We start from the raw sequence: 21831 nt of genomic DNA on the forward strand, positions 1-21831 counted from the left end.
GCGGGGAGCGGAGCATATCGATGACGGAGACACTGGAGCAGTTGGGATCGGACGAGCAATTCGATGTCGTCGTGGTGGGCGCGGGCGGCGCGGGGATGTCGGCGGCGCTGGTGGCGGCCATTGACGGCGCGCGCGTGCTGCTCGTGGAAAGCACGGAATACGTCGGCGGCACGACGGCTTACTCGGCGGGCACCACCTGGATACCCGGTTCGATGCACGGGCCGGGCGTCAATCCCGAAGACACCGTGGCGAATGCCGAAGCATTTCTGGATCGTGCGGTCGGCGCACACAGCCAGGCCGCGATGCGCCGGGCGTTTCTCGACGCCGGTCCGAAGGCGGTCGCGCAGTTGGAAGCCCATAGCGAAGTGAAATACCGCGCGCGCCCGTTCCATCCGGATTACCTGTCGGAAGTCGAAGGCTCGACGTTGCGCGGCCGCGCGCTGGAGCCGCTGCCCTTCGACGGCCGCACGCTCGGCCCCGACTTTGCGCTGATCCGTCCGCCGCTTCCCGAATTCACTGTGCTGGGCGGCATGATGGTCGATCGCGACGACGTCGCGCATTTGCTCGGCATGACGAAATCACTGAGGTCGTTGCGGCACGCTGCGGCGCTGCTCACGCGGCACGCGCGCGACCGGCTGAATTCGCCGCGCGGCACGCGGCTCGTGATGGGCAATGCGCTGATCGGACGGCTGCTGCTGTCGCTGCGCCAGCGCGGCGTGACGATCCTGACCAAAACCCGGGTCGATGCGCTGCACAGCGGCGCACATGGCATCGAAGCGGTGTCGCTGAGTCAAGTCAACGAGCGTCGGCGTATCCGCGTGACAGGCGGCGTGATCCTGGCGAGCGGCGGCTTCAACCGGCACGCGACGCGGCGCGCCGAACTGCTGCCGGGCGCCGATCCCGCGTGGTGCGCAGGCGCGCCCGGACATACCGGCGGCGCGCAGGACCTGGCGCTCGCAGCCGGCGCGCGCTTTGGCGAGGGCGCGCGGTCAAACGCGTTCTGGGCGCCGGTGTCGACCCGCAACCGCGCGGACGGCAGCACCGCCGTGTTCCCGCACTTCCTGATGGATCGCGGCAAGCCGGGGATGATCGTCGTCGATCGGAACGGCCGGCGCTTTCTCAACGAAAACACGTCGTATCACCTGTTCGGCATCGCGATGCAGGAAGCGCACCGCGCGCAGCCGTCGATCCCCGCGTGCCTCGTCACGGATGCGGATGGCTTGCGCAAGTACGGGCTCGGCATGGTGCGTCCCGGCGGCAAGGGGCTCGCGCCGTTTCTCGCCGACGGCTATCTCGTCGAGGGCAGCACGCTCGACGAACTGGCGGACCGGCTCGGTATTGACCAGACGGGACTCGCGGACAGCGTTGCGCGCAACAACCGTTATGCGCAGACGGGCGTCGATGCCGATTTCCAGCGCGGCACGACCGCGTATCAGAACGCCAATGGCGACGCGAACTGGAGCGGACCGAACAAGTGCCTCGGGCCGATTGCACGGGCGCCGTTCTATGCGGTGCGGCTCTATCCGGGCGATATCGGTGCGGCGACCGGTCTCGTCACGGATACCGACGCGCGCGTGCTCGATCGGGACGATCAGCCGATCGCCGGCCTGTACGCCTGCGGCAACGACATGCAGTCGGTGATGGGCGGCGTTTATCCCGGCCCGGGCATCACGCTTGGCCCGGGGCTCGCATTCGGCTATCTGGCGGCGCGGCATGCGGCGGTTCGGGCACAAAACGCGCAACACGCGCTGATAGATGCACGCGATGAAGCGCTCGTGGTGCCTATGGAAACCGGATCGAGCCTGCACGCGCACGCGGTGGTGAAATGAGCCAGCCACCGGTGATCCATTGCGATGTCCTGGTCCTCGGCTCCGGCGCCGGCGGTCTGTCCACAGCGGTCACGGCGGCGCAGCAGGGCTTGTCCGTGCTGGTCTGCGAGAAGGAAGACGTGTTCGGCGGCACGACCGCGTGGTCGGGCGGCTGGATGTGGATTCCGTGCAATCCGCTCGCGCAGCGCGCCGGGATCGTCGAACCGGCGGATGCGCCGCGCGCGTACCTCGCGGGCGAACTCGGCGCGCACTTCGACGCCGCGAAGATCGATGCGCTGATCGAACACGGTCCACGCATGATCGAATTCTTCGAGCGGCATACGGCGGTGCGTTTCATCGACGGCAATCGCATTCCCGACTTCCACACGACGCAAGGTTCGGCAAACGGCGGCCGCTCGGTAGGCGCGATGCCGTTCGACGGCCGTGCGCTCGGCCCGCTGCTCGACCGTCTGCGGCCGCCGCTCGCCGAAACCACGGTGGCCGGCATGGCGATCGCATCGGGCGCGGACTTGACGCATTTCTTGAACGCGACGCGCAGTGCAGCGTCGGCCTGGCATGTGGCGCGGCGCTTCGCAGCGTTCGCATGGCAGAAGCTGCGCTACGGCCGCTCGATGCATCTCGTGAACGGCAATGCGCTGGTCGCGCGGCTGTTGAAATCGGCGGAGGATGGCGGTGTCGATCTGCGCACGCGTGCGAAGGCCGTGACGCTTCTGCACGGCACGACGCGTGTGACGGGCGCGCGCGTCGAGATCGACGGCGTGCCGCACGACGTGCTGGCAAAACGCGGCGTGGTGCTCGCCTGCGGCGGCTATCCGCACGATGCCGCGCGTCAGGCGCGCACGTTTCCCTGCATGCCGCACTGGTCCGCCGCGCCCACGAGCAATACCGGCGACGGCATTCGCGCGGGCATCGACGCCGGCGCGCATTTCGACGCCGCGCTGGACGCGCCCGCCGCGTGGGCGCCAGTTTCGCTGGTGCCGCGCGCGCACGGCGCGGAGGCGGCGTTCCCGCACCTGATCGAGCGCGCGAAGCCGGGCGTGATCGCCGTGACGCGCGCGGGGCGGCGTTTCACGAACGAGGCGTCGTCGTATCACGATTTCGTCTCGGCACTCATCGGCACGGTGCCGCCCGGCGAGGAAGTTTGCGCGTGGCTCGTGTGTGATCACCGGTTCCAGCGGCGCTATGGCCTGGGTGCGGCGAAGCCGTTTCCGTTTCCGCTCGGGCCGCTGCAGCGCGCCGGCTATCTCAAGTCCGCGCCGACGCTCGAAGCGCTCGCGCAGCAATGCGGCATCGACGCGCGCGGTCTCGCCGATACCGTCGCCACCTGCAACGCGTACGCCAAGGACGGCTTCGATCCGCAGTTCCACAAGGGTTCGACGCCGTACAACCGCTTCCAGGGCGATGCGCTGCATCGGCCGAATCCCTGCGTCGCGCCGCTCGCGGACGGTCCGTTCCACGCGGTGAAGATCGTGCCCGGCAGTCTCGGCACCTTCGCCGGACTTTCCACCGACGCCCGCGCGCGCGTGCTCGATGCCTCCGCCGCGCCCGTCGCCGGGTTGTATGCGGTCGGCAACGACGCCGCGAGCATGATGGGCGGCCACTATCCCGCCGGCGGCATCACGCTGGGTCCGGCGATGACCTTCGGCTATCTGGCCGGCCTCGAACTGGCGCAGGCGCCGCTGCATGACGACAGCGGCGCCTGTGCGCAAGACTCTCATTCCACACAGGCAAGGACTTTTCAATGACTCTCTACGACACAGTCACGTTGACGGTGAAGCTCGGCGCGAACGCGCGGGTCTTCGAGCACATCGAGGCGAACGGCGCCGCGCCGGGCGTGAAGCTGCTCGGCTGCTGGTATTCCGACATCGGCGCACTGGGCCGCGTGATGGTGCTGCGCGGCTTCGATTCGGAAGCGGCGCTCGTGCGCGAACGGCAGCGGCTGTTGCTCGAAGGCAATCCGTTCGGCTGCGGCGAGTTCGTCACCGATGTCGAGGTGAGCAGCTACGCGCTGTTCCCGTTCCTTCCGCCGATCGAGCCTGCCGTGCACGGCGGCATCTACGAGATGCGCGTCTACGGCACGAAGCTCGCGAGCCTGCAACACACGATCGACGCATGGCAGGGCGCGTTGCCGGAGCGCACGAAGCGCTCGCCGCTGATCGGCGCCATGTATGCGCTCGACGGCACGGTGCCGCGCTTTCTCAACATCTGGCCGTATGCGAGCGTCGACGAGCGTTCGCGCATCCGCGCCGAAGCGGTGGCGGACGGCATCTGGCCGCCGAAGGGCGGACCGGCCCATCTGACAACGATGGAATCGACCATCTACATGCCGGCGCCGTTCTCGCCGCTGCGCTGAAGGGAGACGCCGCCATGTCACGACGCAAGTTGTCCCTGTCGGCCCTGACGGTGCTGGAGCTGACGCCGCCGCAGATGGTCGAGTGCGCGGCGCGGGCCGGTTACGATTTTGTCGGCCTGCGGCTCTTGCCGGCGACGGACACGGAGGTGCGCCATGAGATCGTCGGTGCGACGCGGCTCAAGCGCGAGACGCTGGCGGCGTTGCACGATACCGGCATCGGCGTGCTCGATGCCGAGATCCTGCGTTTGAAACCGGACACGGATGTCGCCGCGTACGAGCCAATGCTCGCGACCGCTGCCGAACTCGGCGCGCGCTACGTGCTCGTCGCGGGCAACGATCCCGACGAGGCGCGTACCGCCGCGCGTCTCGCGGCGCTGTGCGATCTTGCGCAGCCGTATGGCCTGTCGCCCTCGCTTGAACCGATGCCGTGGACGGACGCGAAGGACATCGTGCAGGGCGCGCGCATCGTAAGGGCGGCGGGGCGCGCGAACACGGGCTTGATCGTCGATCCGATTCATTTTGACCGCGCCGGTTCGTCGACCGTCGCGCTCGCCGACCTGCCGCGCGAATGGTTCGGCTATCTGCAATTCTGCGACGCGCCCGCCGAACGTCCGACGGACCTCGACACGCTGCTGTATCAGGCGCGCGCCGAACGCATGATTCCGGGCGAAGGCGGCCTCGATCTGACCGGCATGCTGCGGGCGCTGCCGCAGGATCTGCCGCTGTCGATCGAAACGCCAATGAACCAGTGGGCCCGCAGCGCCGATGCCCTCACGCGGGCCACGCGTCTGCGCGAGGCGACGCTGGCGGTGCTGGAAGCGGCGCACGCAAGAGAATGACATCCGGCGGTTGAATTCCGAGGTGGAATCGTGTTCTTATTCCGAATCGGAACTTCGAGAGGCTGAAGATGGCAGGAAACCTGGAGCGGGCGTTGTCGATCATCGAGTTGCTGGCGAAAAACGGCGGGCGCATGCCGCTTGCCACCATCGCCGACACGCTCAACATTCCACGCAGCGGCACGCACCGGCTGCTCGCGATGCTGATCGACGAAGGCTACGTCCGTCAGGACGAGGATCACGGCGAATATATGCTGGCGCTGAAGCTGGTGTCGCTGGCGCTCATCTATCTGTCGACCGGCGGCGTGCTCGACGTCTCCCAGCCGGTGCTCGACCGGCTCGCGGCGCAATCGGGCGAACTGGCGCGGCTGGGCGTCGTGGAGGACGACCACATCACGTTCGTCGGCAAGGCGCAGGGCGCAAAATCCGGCCTGCGTTACGACCCCGACATGGGCAGCCAGCCGCCGCTGCATTGCACGGCGAGCGGGCAGGCGTGGCTGTCGTCACTGACCGACGAAGCCGCGCTCGAACTCGTGGCGAGGCAGGGCGGCCTCGGCAAGCCGGGCGCGGGCGGGCCACGGGCGCCGAAGGGCATTCAGGATTTCCTTGCCGGCTTGCAGGCGGCGCGCGAACGCGGCTACGGCATCGCGAGCGAAACGTACGAGGCCGGGATGACGTCGATGGCCGCGCCGATCCACCATCCGGTAACGGGCGTGGTGGTGGGCGTCGTGAGTCTGGCCGGGCCGACCAGCCGCCTGCCCGACACCCGCCTGGAGGCGCTCGCGCCCGCGTTGCTCGAAGCCGCGTCGGACATGAGTGCGGCGACTCTGAGTTCGCCTTATTTCAAGCGATCGGCGGGCAAGGTGGAGGGGCACGTGGTCTTGGCGTCGGGCGGCAAGGGCAGCCCTACGTCGAAGGCCGGGTAAGCGGCGGGCGCGCTGGCCGAATGGCCGAGGTGACGCCCCGCGCGGCCCTGCGATATCATGAATTCATCATGAAACGAGAACCGCAAATGACTACTCCGCTCGATCCCATCGTGTCCGAGTTCGCTACCGTCGAAGAAGCCGAAGCCTATGACAAGTGGTTTCGCGAGAAAGTGAGACGGTCCATGGCGGATACGCGGCCGCGGATTCCGCATGATCAGGTCATGGCCGAAATGGAAGAAATCATTCTAGCTGCCGAGAGACGCCACAAGTCGAGGGCAACTTGACGTTAAATGTTGTCTGGACTCAAGCCGCGCGCCTCGACCTCAAGGAGATCATCCAGTACATCGCAGAACGCAGTCCCGCCGCTGCCCGCATGATCAAAGCGCTGATCGGGGCGGCACCTGAGTCGGCCGCGGAGCTCCTTATCTTTATCGTACTGGCCGCGTTTTCGGAACTCGCGAAATCGTCGTTCACCCTTATTTCATCATTGTGTATGCAGTGAAGGAACCCATCGAAATCCTCACGTACTTCATTCGCGACAAAGTTCCCCTTTTTTATAACCGTATGGTCGCGGCGGATCGTAGAGCCGCCACCAGCGGGCCTCGGCACCCTCCTGCCCGGATCAAGCCTTCGCGAGGCCGATCATGCACGCAGCGCCTGTTACGCCGTCCTTCCGCGAAGTCGACGACCTGCCGTCTCCGCGCGGCCTGCCTCTGCTGGGCAATCTGCATCAGCTACCGCCCGCCACGCACCACCTGACGCTCGAGCGCTGGGCCACCGAACTGGGCACGCCCTACGTCTTCCGCTTCGGCACCACGCGGGTGACAGTCTGGGACGACATCGACTTGTCCCATACAGTGCTGCGCGAACGTCCGTATCGCTACCGCCGCTATGCGCCCATCGAGAGAATCCTGAAGGAGTTCGGCTGCAACGGGCTGTTTTCGATCGAAGGCGACGGATGGGAATCGCAACGCCGCCTCGTCATGCAGGCGCTGTCCATTCCGCACATCAAGACGTTCTATCCGACGCTCGCCGCCATCACCGAGCGTCTGCGGCGCCGCTGGGAAGCCGCGGCGCGCGCCGGGGCGGTGGTGGACATGCTCGACGACCTGAAGCGTTTCACCGTCGATGTCACGAGCGCGCTCGCACTCGGCGACGACCCGAACACGCTGGAAAACGGGCGCGAGTTGATCCAGCAGCAACTGGCCATGCTGCTGCCGACGCTGATGGCGCGCGTCAATTCGCCGTTCGCGTGGTGGCATTACGTGAAGCTCCCGCGTGACCGCCAGTTCGACGCCGCGATGATCGACGTGCATCGCCATATCCGTTCGTTGATGGCGCGCACGCGCGCGCGCATGCGCGAGGAGGCGCGGGCCGAAGCCCGCGAGATGCCGTTCATGGATCTCGACGTCGAACCACGCAATCTGCTCGAAGCGATGCTCGCGCTGCGCGACGTGCCCGGCTCCGGCCTGACCGACGACGAAGTCGCCGCCAACGTGCTGACGATGCTCGTGGCGGGCGAGGAGACGACCGCGACGAGCATCGCCTGGGCGCTGCTGTTCCTAGGCGCGGACGAAGCCTTGCAGGAGCGGGTCGCGGCGCACGCGCGCACGGTCCTCGGCGATGCCGCCGTGTGCCCGGGCTACGCCGCGATGCGCACGCTCGACCTGTGCGAGGCGCTCTGCACGGAAGCGAGCCGTCTGCATCCGGTCGCGCCGTATCTTTCGCTCGAACCGGTCGAAGACGTGCGGCTGCGCGGCGTGCGCCTGCCGGCCGGCACCAAGATCTTCCTGCTGCATCGCCCCGCGATGCTCGACCCGCGCAACTTCGCCGCGCCCGAACGCTACGATCCGGACCGCTGGCTGCATGAGCACCGGGCGCAGCAGGGCGCGCCGGACGACTGTCCGGCGCAGCGTGGCGCGCACGAGCCCCATGCCTATCTGCAATTCGGCGCGGGGCCGCGGGTGTGTCCGGGACGCCATCTGGCGGCGGTCGAGATGCGGCTCGTGATCTCGATGCTGACGGCGAACTTCACCGCCCGGCTCGCCGTGGACGCGTCGCGGATCCACGAGACCTGCGCATTCACGGTGGGGCCGAGCGCCATGCCGATGCGGCTTGCGTTGCGCGCGCGCAGCTAGGCGGTGTTTTCGGGTGGATCGCCGGAAGGCACGCTGCCGCCCGTCGCCATCCAGAGCACTTCGGCGTCTTCCTCGCTCGTCGAGATGGCCGCGTGGCCGGTGCGCGAATCGAAGTACATGCTGTCGCCGGCGTTCAGCTGGGTGGGCGCATACAGCTCGGAATACAGGCACACGCTGCCGCTGATCACGTACAGGAATTCCTCGCCTTCGTGGCGGCCCCAGTCGTCGAATGCGTCGAGGGTATGCGCCGAGATCCGGATGCGGAACGGCAGCATGGCTTTGTGCGCGAGCTCGGTGGCGAGCAGTTCCATCTGATAGCCGCGATACGCGTGACGCTGCCCGGCGTCGCGCCGGGTGAGCGCCCGACGTCCGCTCGCGCTGGGCGCCGGCGCCGTGCCGAACAGTTCGCCGAGGTCGATGCGCAGCCCGCGGACAATTTTCTGCAACACGTCGAAGGTCGGCGACATCAGCCCGTTCTCGATCTTCGACAGCGCCGAACGCGACACGCCGCACACGCGGCTCGCAGTGTCGAGCGTCAGGTCGAGCGCGAGCCGCGCGTGCCTGACCCGCCGTCCGAGATCGACCGGGGAAGTATCCGGCGGGTTTTTCGTGCTGGGGCTAGCCATGGGAAGATGGGTGTCGTGGGTCGCAGAGGACATCGTTTTGTTTCCGATCATAACATCGCGATAGCGCCGGGCGGGACGTGCAGGAATGCCCAAAAGCGCTGGCAAGCATGCGTAACAACCATGATATTGAGCGCTGTTGTGGCGCGGAGCCGCAGCGCGTATAGTTTCCGAAATTCTCTCAAGTTTCTGATAAGAAACAGCGCTGGGCCGTCGCGTTGCACGGCCGGTGCGAGCCGGACTTACTTTCGAAAGGACCCTCATCGTGAACGCACAATCGATCCTCGCCGACCTCGGCATCGCGCATCTCGTCGCCGACGGCGACCTTGCCGTCGCTTCGCCGATCACGGGTGACGTCATCGGCCGCGTGAAGCAGCACACCGCCGCCGACGTCGACACCGCGCTGGCCGCCGCCCGCGACGCCTTCGCCACCTGGCGCAACGTGCCCGCGCCGCGCCGCGGCGAACTGGTCCGCCTGCTCGGCAATCGTCTGCGCGAGAAAAAGGAAGCGCTCGGCAAGCTGGTGTCGCTCGAAGCGGGCAAGATTCTTCAGGAAGGGCTGGGCGAGGTGCAGGAAATGATCGACATTTGCGACTTCGCGGTCGGCCTGTCGCGTCAGCTCTACGGCCTGTCGATCGCGTCGGAGCGTCCGGGTCACCGGATGGCCGAAACCTGGCATCCGATGGGCGTCTGTTCGATCATCTCCGCCTTCAATTTCCCGGTGGCCGTGTGGTCATGGAACGCGGCGCTGGCGCTCGTGTGCGGCAACGCCGTCGTGTGGAAGCCGTCGGAAAAGACGCCGCTCACGGCGCTCGCCGTCGATCGCATCCTGCGCGACGCCCTCGACGAATTCGGCTCGGCGCCGGCCGGACTGGCTGCGCTGCTCATCGGCGGGCGCGAGGTGGGCACGGCGCTCGTCGCGGACAAGCGTTCCGATATCGTCAGCGCAACCGGCAGCACGGAAATGGGCCGCAAGGTCGGCGTCGCGGTTGCGCAGCGTTTCGGCCGCTCGATCCTCGAACTCGGCGGCAACAACGCGGGCATCGTCTCGCAGACTGCGAATCGCGACCTGGCGCTGCGCGGCATCCTGTTCTCGGCGGTCGGCACGGCGGGGCAGCGCTGCACGTCGCTGCGCCGGCTGTTCGTGCACGACAGCATCTATGACGAAACCGTCGCGCGTCTGAAAGAGCTGTACGGCAAGGTGCCGGTCGGCAATCCGCTGGAGACGGGCGTGCTGATGGGACCGCTGATCGACGTGCAGGCGTTCGCGCGCATGCAGGACGCGCTCGAGCAGGCCAAGGGCGAGGGCGGCACCGTGCATGGCGGCGAGCGCGTCGCCGTGAAGGGTCACGAGAATGGTTACTACGTGCGTCCGGCGCTGGTCGAAATGCCGTCGCAGACCGACGTCGTGCTGAAGGAAACCTTCGCGCCGATCCTCTATGTGATGCGCTACAGCGATTTCGACGACGCCATCGCCGCCAACAACGCGGCCGTGCATGGCCTTTCGTCATGCACGTTCACGACCGACCTGCGCGAAGCCGAGCGCTTCCTGTCGGCTTCGGGCAGCGATTGCGGCATCGCCAACGTGAACATCGGGCCGAGCGGCGCGGAGATCGGCGGCGCGTTCGGCGGCGAGAAGGAAACCGGCGGCGGACGCGAATCCGGCTCGGATGCGTGGAAGGGCTACATGCGCCGCGCGACCAACACGATCAACTACTCGTCGGAATTGCCGCTGGCGCAGGGCATCGACTTCAACCTGGGCTAAGCGCGCAGCGGCGTCGGCATCGAATATCGGCAGTGGCATTCGCACGGAGGCGGCGTGGCTTCTCAAGTGGTGATTGTGGGTGGCGGCGTGATCGGCAGTTCGGTCGCGTATTTCTTGCGGGCTGCGGATCCGACCGTGCAGGTCACGGTGATCGAGCGCGATCCGACTTACGCGCGCTCGTCGTCGGCGCTCTCGGCGGCGTCGATCCGCCAGCAGTTCTCGACGCCGCTCTCGGTGCGCATGTCGCTCTACGGCATCGAGTTCCTGCGCTCGATCGGCGAGCGGCTGGAGGTGAACGGCGAACGGCCGTCGATCGATCTGCATGAAGGCGGCTATCTGTTCCTCGCGACCGCTCCCGGGGCCGCGACGCTGCGCGAGAACCACGCGCTGCAACGCGAACTCGGCGCGGATATCAGTCTGCTCGATGCCGCGCAGCTCGCCACGCGCTTTCCCTGGCTGCATACCGGGGATCTGGCGGCGGGCGCCTACGGTGAGAGCGGCGAAGGCTGGTTCGACGGCTACGGCCTCGTGCAGGCTTTGCGGCGCAAGGCTCAGGCGCTCGGGGCGCGTTACGTGGCGAGCGAGGTGACGGGCATCCGGCGTGACGGCCGGCGCGCGACGGCGGTGCAGGCGGCGAACGGCGAAACCCATGCGTGCGACGTGCTGGTGAACGCCGCGGGCGCGTGGGCGCGGCCGGTGGCGAAGATGCTGGGCATCGACCTGCCGGTGCATGCGCGGCGCCGGAGCATCTTCAATGTGTCGTCGCCGGCGCGGCTCGAAGGCGCGCCGTTGCTGATCGATCCGAGCGGCGTCTATTTCCGGCCTGAAGGGCAGACCTATATTTGCGGGACCTCGCCTTCCGCAGAACATGATCCCGACGACTTGCCGCTTGACGAAGTCGATCACGCGCTCTTCGATGACGTGATCTGGCCGACGCTTGCCCATCGCGTGCCGGGCTTCGAGGCGCTGCGGGTCGAGCGTTGCTGGTCCGGTTACTACGAGTACAACGTGCTCGACCAGAACGCGATCATCGGCGCGCATCCGGAGGTCGAGAACTGCTTCTTCGCCAATGGCTTCAGCGGCCATGGACTGCAGCAAGGTCCGGCGACGGGGCGTGGCGTCAGCGAAATGATCCTGCACGGGCGCTATGAAACGCTCGATCTCTCGCCGCTCGACTGGACGCGCGTGCTGGAAGGCCGGCCGATCGTGGAAAAGAATGTGGTGTAACTCATAGAAGAGTGCAGTGCGGAATGTGGAGTGCTTTTAAAGCACCGCTTTCGCACTCATTCGATTTGAGAATGCCCGGCTGCGACCGGGCATTCTTTTCGCTTCGAAAAAGGACAGGTAGATTGAAACGATTCCGTTTGCGCAACACGCAGACATTCTTTTGAGTCTTGCTTCGTTTTTCGGCCGCGTCCATTAATGAAATCCACTAGGGCCAGCCGCTTCAAGGAGGCGCATTCTGGAACCATCAATCTTGTCGAGTGCATCGAACGAAAGGAGACTAACGATGGATGCCAATACGAGCGCGCATTACTACGCCTGGATCGAAGACGGCGAACTGCCCCCGGATACAAGCGTGTCCGTATCGCACCGCTCCAGCCAGGTATCGGCGGAACCGGATTATGTCGCGGAAATCTGCGGACGCTTTGCCAGTGAGAAATCGGAAGAGGAACAGAAATCCTGCGTCATTCGTGGATATAACTGATCGCAACATCGCAATGTGTTGCGTGCATGGCACGCTTTGTCACGAGGCATTTTAAGCGTAACAAATTTTGTCAATTTCAATTGATGTTCCGGTTTCATGAGTCATGTGAAATTGGTGAATGACTGGCGGAGACGTAAAAAATCTCCGCTCGCGCGTCACTGGTTTTCGAGCATGCAGATTTTGCCAATTGGCCATGTTTTACGCGTTGACCGTTCCTGAATTCATCCAACCCGCTGCGAGCGGGTTTTTTTGTGCCCCGCAGCGATGTGGAGCTCCAGGTGGCACAATTGCACGCAACGAAAACGGAGAAGGAGCAATGGTGGCGCACCTGGACCTGGACAATCCGTTTCTCGAAGCGCTGGGCGCGACGTTCAGCGAGTGGCGCGCCGGTTACGCCGAATTCCTGATGCCGATACACGCCGGGCATCTGAACCGGCAACGCATCCTGCAGGGCGGCGCGATCGCCACGCTGCTCGACGCGGCATGCGGATACGCCGGTCTCTTCACGACCGGCCCCGAACCCGTGCACGGCTTCACGCTTTCGCTGACGGTGAACTATCTGGACCGGGGCGTCGGCGACAAGGTGGTCGCCAAAGGCTTCCTGGAGCGTCAGGGGCGCTCGGTCTATTTCGCTCGCGGCGAGGCGTGGGTCGACGGTCGCGTGATGATCGCGAGCGCGCAAGGCACCTTCAAATACGCCCGCTAGGCGCGCCCATCCGGCGATGGCCCTCAAGAATCTTCTCCGACGTCTCGATCTCACGACTCTGCAACTCTTCCTCGCGGTCCATGAGGAAGGCACTCTCACGCGCGCGGCGGAACGCGAGGCGATTGCGGTGTCGGCGGCCAGCAAGCGGCTGCTCGAACTGGAGCAGGCCGTCGGCGCCGTGCTGTTCGAGCGCAAGGCGCGCGGCATGGCGCTCACGCCTGCCGGCGAGACGCTGTTGCATCACGCGCGCCGCGTGTTGCGCGATGTCGAGAACATCGGCATCGAACTGGCGGAACATGCGAGCGGCGTGCGCGGCTACGTGCGCATGATGGCCAACCTGTCGGCGATCGTGGAATTCCTGCCGGAGGATCTGCGCGCGTTCATCTCGATGCACGACCAGGTCAAGATCGATCTGGAAGAGCGGCCGAGCGGCGGCATCATCGAGGGTGTGGCGGACAGTCTCGTCGATCTCGGCATCTGTTCCGGCGACGCCGATACGCGCGGCCTCGACACCGTGCATTACCGGCACGACCGGCTCGTCATCGTGACGCCGCTGACGCATCCGTTGACGAAACGCGACCGCGTGAGCTTCGCCGATACTCTCGACTTCGATCACATCGGCCTCCATTCAGCGAGTTCGATCAACATGCGCACGCATCTGGCCGCGCGTCAGGCGGGCCGCGCGTTGCGGTTGCGCATCCACGTGCCGGGCTTCGACGCCGTGTGCCGCATGGTGCAGGCCGGCATGGGCGTGGGCGTGCTGCCCTTGCACGTGTTCGAGGCGATCGGGCGGCAGCTTGGCCTTGCCGCCGTCGCGCTCGAGGAGGAATGGGCCGCGCGCAGTCTCGTGATCGTCGTGCGCGATGCGGACGCGCTGTCGCCGGTCAGCCGTCTTCTGTTCGATCACTTGCGCACGGTCGAAGCGTCTTCCGGCACGTCGGCCTAACGCTCAAAAGCCCGCGATCGTTCGCGTTTCGCGAACGATCCTTGCCGAAATGCGGTTGGACGCCCCCGAGCGTTCGCCAATAAGCTTGTCTCCATCAAACGAAATCAGGAGACGAGCGGCATGAGCGGACCCCTTCAAGGCATCCGGGTCATCGAAATCGGCACGTTGATCGCCGCGCCCTTCGCGGCGCGCATGCTGGCCGAGTTCGGTGCGGAAGTCATCAAGATCGAGACGCCCAATGGCGGCGACCCGCTGCGCAAATGGCGCAAGCTTCACGAGGGCACGTCGCTCTGGTGGTATCTGCAATCGCGCAACAAGAAGTCGGTCTGCGTGAACCTCAAGTCGCCGGACGGCGCGGAGGTCATCAAGCGTCTTGCAAAGGACGCGGACATCGTCGTCGAAAACATGCGTCCCGGCGCGCTCGAAAAGCTCGGCCTCGGCTGGGACGTGCTGCACGCAATCAATCCGAAGCTGACGATGGTGCGCATCTCCGGCTATGGCCAGACCGGTCCGTATCGCGACCGTCCGGGGTTCGGGGCGATCGGCGAGGCGATGGGCGGCATCCGCTATACGACCGGCGACGCGGAGGGACTGCCGGCGCGTGTCGGCGTGAGCCTCGGCGATTCGCTGGCCTCGCTGCACGGGGTGATCGGCGCCCTGATGTCGGTGTTGCGCGTCAAGACCGGACAGGGCGACGGACAGGTGGTCGATGTATCGCTCGTCGAAAGCGTCTTCAACCTGATGGAAAGCCTGGTGCCGGAATACGACCTGCTCGGCCACGTGCGCGAACGCAGCGGCGGCGCATTGCCGGGCATCGCGCCGTCGAATACGTATCGGACGGAAGAGGGCGGCTTCGTCGTGATCGCGGGCAACAGCGATCCGATCTACAAGCGCCTGATGCACGTGATCGGCCGGCCCGATCTCGCCGACGATCCCGCGCTCGCCCGCAACGACGGCCGCGTCCGTCACAGCGCGATGCTCGACGAAGCCATCACGGCGTGGACCACGCATCACTCGATGGACGACGTGCTCGCTGTGCTCGAGCGCGAAGAAGTGCCCGCGGGCCGCATCTATTCGGTCGCGGACATCGTCAACGACGCGCACTACCAAGCCCGCGACATGCTGCTGCACGCGAACCTGCCGGGCGGGGCGTCGGTGAAGATGCCGGGCATCGTGCCGAAGCTCTCCGAAACGCCGGGCGAAGTGCGCTGGCAAGGTCCGGCGCTCGGCGAACACACTCAAGCGGTGCTGGAATCGCTCGGCTTCGATGCCGGCGAGGTCGAACATCTGCGCGCGGAAGGAGCGGTTCAATGAATTTTGCATACAAAGAACCGCTGATCGTCCAGGAAGTCGCGCCGCGCGACGGTTTGCAGATCGAGAAGCAGTGGGTCGACACGGCGGACAAGATTGCGCTGATCGATGCGCTTGCGGCGTGCGGTTTCACGCGCATCGAGGCGGGCTCGTTCGTATCGCCGAAAGCGATTCCGGCGTTGCGCGACGGCGAGGCGGTGTTCAACGGCATCGCCCGCAAGGAGGGGGTGATCTACGTCGCGCTGGTGCCCAACGTGAAGGGCGCGGAGCGCGCGCTTGCGGCACGGGCGAATGAGCTCAATCTCGTGATGTCGGCAAGCCAGACGCACAACCGCGCCAACATGCGCATGAGCTGCGAAGACTCGCTGGCGGGCTTCGGCGATATCGTGCGGCTGGTGCAGGGGGCGTCGACGACGGTCTCGCTGAACGCGACTGTGGCGACGGCGTTCGGCTGTCCGTTCGAAGGCCGGGTGGATGAAGACCGCGTGGTGTCGATAGCCCGGACCTACCGTGAGATGGGCATTGCCGGCATCACGCTCGCCGACACCACCGGCATGGCGAATCCGCGTCAGGTTGCGCGGCTCGTCGAACGCGTGCTTGCGGACGTGCCCGCCGCCGACCTCACTTTGCATTTCCACAATACGCGCGGCCTCGGGCTCGCCAATGTGCTCGCTGCTTACCAGGCGGGTGCCCGCCGTTTCGATGCGGCGCTGGGCGGACTCGGCGGCTGTCCGTTCGCGCCGGGTGCGTCCGGAAACATCTGCACTGAAGACCTCGTGAATCTGTGCGACGAAACGGGCATTCCTGCGGGGATCGATCTTTCGCAACTGATCCGTCTGTCGCGCACGCTGCCTGGACTGGTCGGTCATGACGTGCCGGGGCAGGTCGCGAAGGCGGGCCGCAACTGCGATCTGCATCCGGTGCCCGACTACGTGCGGTCCATCTGACCCACCCATCACAACAAGACTGGAGACAAACATGAGCGACCTGAGCGTCAACGCGGCCGACGAGCCGCATTCCCTCGCCAACACATCGGACATCATTCGCAAGGTGGCATGGCGGCTGATGCCGCTCATCATGCTGTGCTACTTCTTTGCGTTCTTCGATCGCATCAATATCAGCTTCGCGAAGTTTCAGATGCAGAGTTCGCTGGGGCTGTCCGATACGGCCTACGGTCTCGGGGCGAGTCTCTTCGTGATTGGCTACGTGCTGTTCGAAGTGCCCAGCAACATGCTGCTCTACAAGGTGGGCGCACGCCGCTGGATCGCGCGCATCATGATCTCGTGGGGGATCGCGACGGCGCTCATGGTCTTCGTGCAGACGGAATGGCAGTTCTACGGACTGCGCTTCATCATCGGCGCGATGGAGGCGGGCTTCGCGCCCGGCGTGCTGTACTACCTGACGCTATGGTTCCCGGCGAGCTATCGCGGCCGCATTACTTCGATGCTGTTTCTCGCGTCGGCATTCTCCGGCTTGTTCGGTGCGCCGCTTTCAGGACTCGTGCTTGGGCACTTGAACGGTGTGGCGGGCATTGCGGGCTGGCACTGGCTGTTTTTGCTCGGCGGCATGCCGTGCGTGCTGCTGGGCATTCTCGTGCTGAAGGTGCTGAAGGATCGTGTCGATGATGCCGCCTGGCTCAGCAGCGCCGAGAAGACCTGTCTGAAGAGCCAGATCTCGACACAGAGCCAGCACACGGATACGGGTCATTCGCTGTTCGGCGCGATCAGGACGCCCGGTTTCCTGATGCTCGGCCTGATCTACTTCCTGATTCAGATCGCCTCCTACGGCCTCAACTTCTGGGCCCCGCATCTGATTCGCGCGGCGGGCACGCAGAATCCGACGATCATCGGTCTGCTTACGGCGGTGCCGTATATCTGTGGCGCGATCTGCATGGTGGTGGTCGGCCGCATGTCGGATCGCTCGGGCGAACGCCGCAAGTTCGTCGCGATCCTGCTGGTCATGGCGGCCGTGGGGTTCTTCGCAGCGGGCATCTTCGACAAGCAGACGGGCTTGCTGATCGCCGCGCTGGGCGTGATGGGCGCGGGCGTGATCGCGTCGATCCCGGCGTTCTGGGCGCTGCCGCCGAAGCTTCTGACCGGCGCGGGCGCGGCGGGCGGTATCGCGTTGATCAATACGCTGGGGCAACTTGGCGGCATCGTGAGCCCGGTGATGGTCGGCCGCATTCGCGACACGATGGGCAGCACGACGCCTGCGCTGTATGCGATTGGTGCGATGAGTGTGTTGTGCGCGTTGTTGTTGCTGTTCGGGTTGCCCCAGTCGCTGCGGCAGCGGGATCATGCGGAAGAGGGGGGAGGTGTTCGGGGGTAGTGTCTGGGCGTTCCTGCGCGAGGCGGGTAGCGGAGATTCGATGCGGCGGTTGATATGCCTGCCGCTTTGAGCTTTTGATAGAGCGTTTGGCGTTTTGAATGCGTTCGACCAGATGGCATTTTGAGTGACGCATTCAAAATGCTGCGAAACGACCCGGGCGAGGCGTGGCGAACGAGTGGTCCGCCACGCTTTGATGCGGAGCAACGCAAGATTGCATCGCGACCTGCTCGGCAGATCTGCTTGAGATTCGTGCATTTGGCGTTTTGCATACGTTCGACCAAATGGCGTTTTGCGTATTGGATGCAGGATGTCGCGAGACGGGCTAACTGCGGCGCGCAGCGAACGAGCGATCCGCCGCGCGGTGATACAGAGCAAGGCAAAGTCACATCACGACTTGCTCGACTACCCCGCCGAAGCTTCTCGCATCAGGCATTTTGCATGCATTCGGCCAAATGGCGTTAAGCATGCCGTATTCAAAATGCCGCGAGGCGAGCAAGCCTATGCTTCGGGAAGCAATAAGGCGAAGAGGGCGCAACGCAGGATCGCAACATGCCTCGCTCCGCTGCAAAAGACTTCGCCCGACAGTCCAGCCCAGCCCCTTTGCATCCGGCATTTCGAACGCCATCGACCAAATGGCATTTTCCGGGCCGCATGAAAAATGCCACAAAGCAAGCAGAACCGACCCCGGCACGCCAACCCACCGACGCCCATCATACCCTGCAAAGGCGCAACGCAAGCGTCACCTCAGTCCCCCACCAACCTCCTGCAATGCCGCGCGATCTGCCGTTCCTCCTGAGTCGCGACCACGCGATGCGCCGCCCCCAAAAACCCGAGCCCTTCAAGCACCTGCGAACGCACCGCGTCGCTGTGCTCTCCGATCCCTCCGCTGAACACGATCAGATCGACGCCGCCCAGCAACGCCGCATACGCGCCAATGGTCTTGCGCACCGCCGTGCAGAACACATCGACGGCCAGCGACGCATCCGCGTCGCCCTGCGCGCGGCGTGCCAGCAGCCCTTGCATGTCGTCGTCCGATTCCGACAACGCCTTCATTCCGCCGCGCCGGTTCACCAGCGTTTCGATGCCGTCGGCGTCGAGCGAGGCATGGCGCAGCAGATGAATCAGCACGCCGGGATCGAGATCGCCGCTGCGCGTGGCCATCGGAATCCCGCCGGCGGGCGTCATGCCCATCGACGTATCGACGGAGCGCCCGTTCTGCAGCGCACACAGACTGGCGCCGCTGCCGAGATGGGCGATGACCGTGCGCGCCGGCAGGTCCGCGCCAAGCTCGCCGACGATGGACTCGTAAGACAGCCCATGAAACCCATAGCGAACGACACCCCGCTCCGCATACTCGCGCGGCAACGCAAAGCGCGTTGCCCGCTCAGGCAGCGTGCGGTGGAACGCGGTATCGAAGCAAGCGAAATGAGGCACATCGGCGAAGATGCGCTGTGCCTCGTCAATCAGCGCCAGCGCGGGCGGCAGGTGCAGCGGCGCGAACGGCACCGCTTCTTGCAGCGTGTGCTTCACGTCCTCGGTGATGCGGCAATGTTCGCGCAGCCGCGGTCCGCCATGCACGACACGATGCCCGACGCCCACGAGCGGCACATCCAGATGCTCGGCGAGCGCGTCGGCGACGCGCTTCAGCGCATCGTGCTGCGTCTCCATCACATGATCCTGCGCGACATCGATACGGCCGTCCGACGACTTCATCGACCAGGATCCGTTGTCGCGCCCGATACCTTTCGCACTGCCCGAGAGCCATGCGTGCTCGTCGCCGTCGCGTGCGGTGAACACGCCGAACTTGAGCGACGACGAGCCGCTGTTGAGCACCAGAATGCCTTCGTCCATGGCATCAACCCTTCCAGGTCCAGTCACGGATCTCGTCGCGATCGATGCCTTCCTCATGCGCGTACCGCACGCTCTCGATGATCTCGTTCCTGAGCCACTCCTTCGCATGCGCGCTGCTTTCTGCGATGCGCGGCACGCGGTCGATCACATCGATGGCGAGCGTGAAGCGGTCCACCCCGTTGATGATCGCGAGTTCGAACGGCGTGTTGATATTGCCGCGTTCTCGATAGCCATGCACATGCATGTTCTCGTGATTGGTGCGGTTGTAGGTGAGCTTGTGCACCAGCGTCGGATAGGAATGGAAGTTGAAGATGACCGGCTTGTCGCGCGTGAAGAGGGAATCGAAGTCGCGGTCGGACAGACCATGCGGATGATCGGTATCCGGCATGAGCCTGAACAGGTCGACCACGTTGACGAAACGAATCTTCAGGTCAGGACAGTTCGCCTTGAGGATCTCGACGGCGGCAAGCGCTTCCATGGTCGCGATGTCGCCCGCGCACGCCACCACCACGTCCGGCTCCGCGCCCTGATCGGTCGAGGCCCAGTCCCAGATGCCGATGCCTTTCGCGCAGTGCACGATTGCATCCTGCATGCTCAGGTACTGCAGATGCGGCTGCTTGTCCGCGACGATCACGTTCACGTAATCGTGCGTACGCAGGCAATGATCCGCGACGCTCAAAAGGCAGTTCGCGTCAGGCGGCAGATAGATGCGGACAACGCCCGGGCTCTTGTTGGTGACGACATCGAGGAAGCCCGGGTCCTGATGCGTGAAGCCGTTGTGATCCTGACGCCACACGAGCGACGTGATGAGCAGGTTGATCGACGGGATGGGCTTGCGCCAGTCGAGTTCGTTCTTGGCCTTCTCCAGCCACTTCGCGTGCTGGTTGAACATCGAATCGATCACGTGCACGAACGCTTCATACGTCGCGAACAGGCCGTGTCTTCCGGTCAGCACATAGCCTTCGAACCAGCCTTCCAGCGTGTGTTCCGAGAGCATCTCCATTACGCGTCCGTCGATGGACAGCGCGCCGCCGTCGGCATCCTCCGGCAGCGTCTCGGCGAGCCAGCGCTTGCCCGAGGCTTCATATACGCCGTCGAGCTTGTTGCTCGCCGTTTCATCGGGACCGAACAGGCGGAAGCTCGTCATGTTGCGGCGAATCACGTCGCGCAGGAAGGTGGCGAGCACCATCGTCGGCGATTGATACGTGTTCGCCGCCCGCTTGAATTCGAACGCGTACTCGCGAATGTCGGGCAGATCCAGCGACTGGCGCTGCAAGCCGCCGTTCGCGTGCGGATTCGCGCTGATGCGCCGCAGGCCTTCGGGCGCCAGCGCGCGCAAGGATTCGATCAGCCGGCCGTCTTCATCGAACAGCTCTTCGGGCTTGTAACTGCGCAGCCATTCTTCCAGCAAGGCAAGGTTGCGGTGGTTGCTCGCCGGATCGGCGATCGGCACCTGATGCGAACGCCAGAAGTCCTCGACCTTGTGCCCATTGACCTCCTTCGGCCCCGTCCAGCCTTTCGGGGTGCGCAGCACGATCATCGGCCAGCGCGGCCGCGTCACGTTGCCGGGATTCGCGCGCGCGTTCGCCTGGATGGCGCGGATATCGGCGATGCAGCGTTCGAGCGTCGCCGCCATGCGCTGATGCATCTTCTCGGGCTCGTGCCCTTCGACGAAGTGCGGCTCGTAGCCATAGCCCTTGAACAGCGCAGCGAGTTCCTCATGCGGGATCCGCGCAAGGATGGTCGGATTGGCAATCTTGTAGCCGTTGAGATGCAGGATCGGCAACACGGCGCCATCGGTGGCCGGGTTGAGGAACTTGTTCGAATGCCAGGACGTGGCGAGCGGGCCGGTCTCCGCCTCGCCGTCACCCACTACGGTAGCGACGATCAGGTCCGGATTGTCGAACGCCGCGCCGAACGAATGCGACAGGCTATAGCCGAGCTCGCCGCCTTCGTGAATCGATCCCGGCGTCTCAGGTGTGCAATGCGAGCCGATGCCGCCCGGCGACGAAAACGCGCGGAACAACTTGAGCATGCCGCGTTCGTCGGTGCTGCGGTCGGGATAGATTTCCGAGTAGTGACCCTCGAGGTAAGAATTGGACAGCGTCGCGGGCGCGCCGTGGCCCGGGCCTGACACGAACAGGATGTTGAGATCGTCGCGTTTGATCAGGCGATTCAGATGCACCCACACGAACGATTGTCCCGGATCGGAGCCCCAGTGCCCGAGCAGACGCCGCTTGATGTGCTCCGGTTGCAGGCGTTCGCGCAGCAGCGGATTGGCGCGCAGATAGATCATGCCGGCCGAAAGATAATTGCAGGCCCGCCAGTACGCATCGATTCGTGCGAGGAGATCGGGGGCGAGAGGCGTCTCGAGGGAAGTCGGGGTGACGTCGTCGTTCAAGGGCTTCTCCTTGCAGGTGGGATGAGGGGTCGAACGTGGTGCGTGCGGCTTGGCGCAAGATCGGGTCCCGCGCGTGTCTCCATGTTCAGGCGCGTTCGTGGCGCTGGTTT

General features: G+C 65.2%; 19 protein-coding genes. 16 read left to right on the forward strand and 3 right to left on the reverse strand.

Annotation, left to right across the window (positions count from 1 at the left end; all coding sequences use genetic code 11):
- Positions 1 to 20 precede the first annotated feature (20 nt).
- The 8 genes from QCE62_RS29905 (at position 21) to QCE62_RS29940 (ending at position 8082) form a co-directional block, all read left to right on the forward strand.
- Positions 21 to 1829, forward strand: a complete 1809-nt coding sequence (locus tag QCE62_RS29905) for an FAD-dependent oxidoreductase (protein WP_309926126.1) — start codon at positions 21 to 23, stop codon at positions 1827 to 1829.
- A complete protein-coding gene (locus QCE62_RS29910) occupies positions 1826 to 3574 on the forward strand; it encodes an FAD-dependent oxidoreductase (RefSeq protein WP_309926128.1) in 1749 nt (582 codons plus the stop codon). The genes QCE62_RS29905 and QCE62_RS29910 overlap by 4 nt, the downstream gene beginning before the upstream one ends.
- Positions 3571 to 4182, forward strand: coding sequence for an NIPSNAP family protein (locus QCE62_RS29915; RefSeq protein ID WP_309926129.1), 612 nt, complete (start codon positions 3571 to 3573; stop codon positions 4180 to 4182). Before QCE62_RS29910 ends, QCE62_RS29915 begins: the two co-directional genes overlap by 4 nt.
- A gap of 14 nt (positions 4183 to 4196) precedes the next feature.
- The gene (locus QCE62_RS29920; RefSeq protein ID WP_309926130.1) at positions 4197 to 5021 is read left to right on the forward strand and encodes a sugar phosphate isomerase/epimerase; all 825 of its coding nucleotides are present in this window, start codon (positions 4197 to 4199) and stop codon (positions 5019 to 5021) included.
- A 68-nt stretch (positions 5022 to 5089) separates the two neighbouring features.
- A complete protein-coding gene (locus tag QCE62_RS29925) occupies positions 5090 to 5944 on the forward strand; it encodes an IclR family transcriptional regulator (protein WP_309926131.1) in 855 nt (284 codons plus the stop codon).
- Positions 5945 to 6030: 86 nt separating this feature from the next.
- Entirely contained in the window at positions 6031 to 6228 is a 198-nt protein-coding gene (locus QCE62_RS29930) for a stability determinant (RefSeq protein ID WP_309926133.1), read from the forward strand.
- Positions 6225 to 6446, forward strand: coding sequence for a type II toxin-antitoxin system RelE/ParE family toxin (locus QCE62_RS29935; RefSeq protein ID WP_309926136.1), 222 nt, complete (start codon positions 6225 to 6227; stop codon positions 6444 to 6446). Before QCE62_RS29930 ends, QCE62_RS29935 begins: the two co-directional genes overlap by 4 nt.
- Positions 6447 to 6588: 142 nt before the next feature.
- Positions 6589 to 8082 carry a cytochrome P450 gene (locus QCE62_RS29940; RefSeq protein WP_309926137.1) on the forward strand — a complete coding sequence of 498 codons (1494 nt, stop codon included), beginning with the start codon at positions 6589 to 6591 and terminating at the stop codon, positions 8080 to 8082.
- Here QCE62_RS29940 and QCE62_RS29945 read toward each other — a convergent pair.
- On the reverse strand, positions 8079 to 8708 hold the full coding sequence (locus QCE62_RS29945; protein ID WP_309926140.1) for an XRE family transcriptional regulator: 630 nt from the start codon (positions 8706 to 8708) through the stop codon (positions 8079 to 8081). The two genes, QCE62_RS29940 and QCE62_RS29945, sit on opposite strands and share 4 nt — an antisense overlap.
- A gap of 262 nt (positions 8709 to 8970) precedes the next feature.
- On the opposite strand from QCE62_RS29945, the gene QCE62_RS29950 reads away from it, so the two are divergent.
- From QCE62_RS29950 to QCE62_RS29985, 8 genes are all read left to right on the forward strand, one after another.
- Complete coding sequence (locus QCE62_RS29950; RefSeq protein WP_309926142.1) at positions 8971 to 10470, forward strand: aldehyde dehydrogenase family protein; 1500 nt, start codon at positions 8971 to 8973, stop codon at positions 10468 to 10470.
- A 54-nt stretch (positions 10471 to 10524) separates the two neighbouring features.
- Positions 10525 to 11697: an FAD-binding oxidoreductase gene (locus QCE62_RS29955; RefSeq protein ID WP_309926144.1), complete on the forward strand. Its 1173-nt coding sequence runs from the start codon at positions 10525 to 10527 to the stop codon at positions 11695 to 11697.
- A 283-nt stretch (positions 11698 to 11980) separates the two neighbouring features.
- A complete protein-coding gene (locus QCE62_RS29960; RefSeq protein WP_309926146.1) occupies positions 11981 to 12178 on the forward strand; it encodes a hypothetical protein in 198 nt (65 codons plus the stop codon).
- Between the two features lie 316 nt (positions 12179 to 12494).
- Positions 12495 to 12884 (forward strand): PaaI family thioesterase, encoded by a 390-nt coding sequence (locus QCE62_RS29965; RefSeq protein ID WP_404987610.1) that lies wholly within the window; start codon positions 12495 to 12497, stop codon positions 12882 to 12884.
- Positions 12885 to 12900: 16 nt separating this feature from the next.
- Entirely contained in the window at positions 12901 to 13830 is a 930-nt protein-coding gene (locus tag QCE62_RS29970) for a LysR family transcriptional regulator (protein ID WP_309926148.1), read from the forward strand.
- Between the two features lie 120 nt (positions 13831 to 13950).
- Positions 13951 to 15144: a CaiB/BaiF CoA-transferase family protein gene (locus tag QCE62_RS29975; RefSeq protein ID WP_309926151.1), complete on the forward strand. Its 1194-nt coding sequence runs from the start codon at positions 13951 to 13953 to the stop codon at positions 15142 to 15144.
- Positions 15141 to 16088, forward strand: a complete 948-nt coding sequence (locus QCE62_RS29980) for a hydroxymethylglutaryl-CoA lyase (protein WP_309926153.1) — start codon at positions 15141 to 15143, stop codon at positions 16086 to 16088. The genes QCE62_RS29975 and QCE62_RS29980 overlap by 4 nt, the downstream gene beginning before the upstream one ends.
- 31 nt (positions 16089 to 16119) lie before the next feature.
- On the forward strand, positions 16120 to 17469 hold the full coding sequence (locus QCE62_RS29985) for an MFS transporter (RefSeq protein WP_309926154.1): 1350 nt from the start codon (positions 16120 to 16122) through the stop codon (positions 17467 to 17469).
- A 744-nt stretch (positions 17470 to 18213) separates the two neighbouring features.
- On the opposite strand, the gene QCE62_RS29990 is transcribed toward QCE62_RS29985, so the two are convergent.
- Together QCE62_RS29990 and QCE62_RS29995 are read right to left on the reverse strand one after the other, a co-directional pair.
- Positions 18214 to 19320 (reverse strand): acetate/propionate family kinase, encoded by a 1107-nt coding sequence (locus tag QCE62_RS29990; RefSeq protein ID WP_309926156.1) that lies wholly within the window; start codon positions 19318 to 19320, stop codon positions 18214 to 18216.
- A 4-nt stretch (positions 19321 to 19324) separates the two neighbouring features.
- Positions 19325 to 21721 carry a phosphoketolase family protein gene (locus tag QCE62_RS29995; RefSeq protein ID WP_309926158.1) on the reverse strand — a complete coding sequence of 799 codons (2397 nt, stop codon included), beginning with the start codon at positions 21719 to 21721 and terminating at the stop codon, positions 19325 to 19327.
- Between the last annotated feature and the right edge of the window lie 110 nt (positions 21722 to 21831).

It is taken from the genome of Caballeronia sp. LZ033 (assembly GCF_031451265.1).
Taxonomy (GTDB): domain Bacteria; phylum Pseudomonadota; class Gammaproteobacteria; order Burkholderiales; family Burkholderiaceae; genus Caballeronia.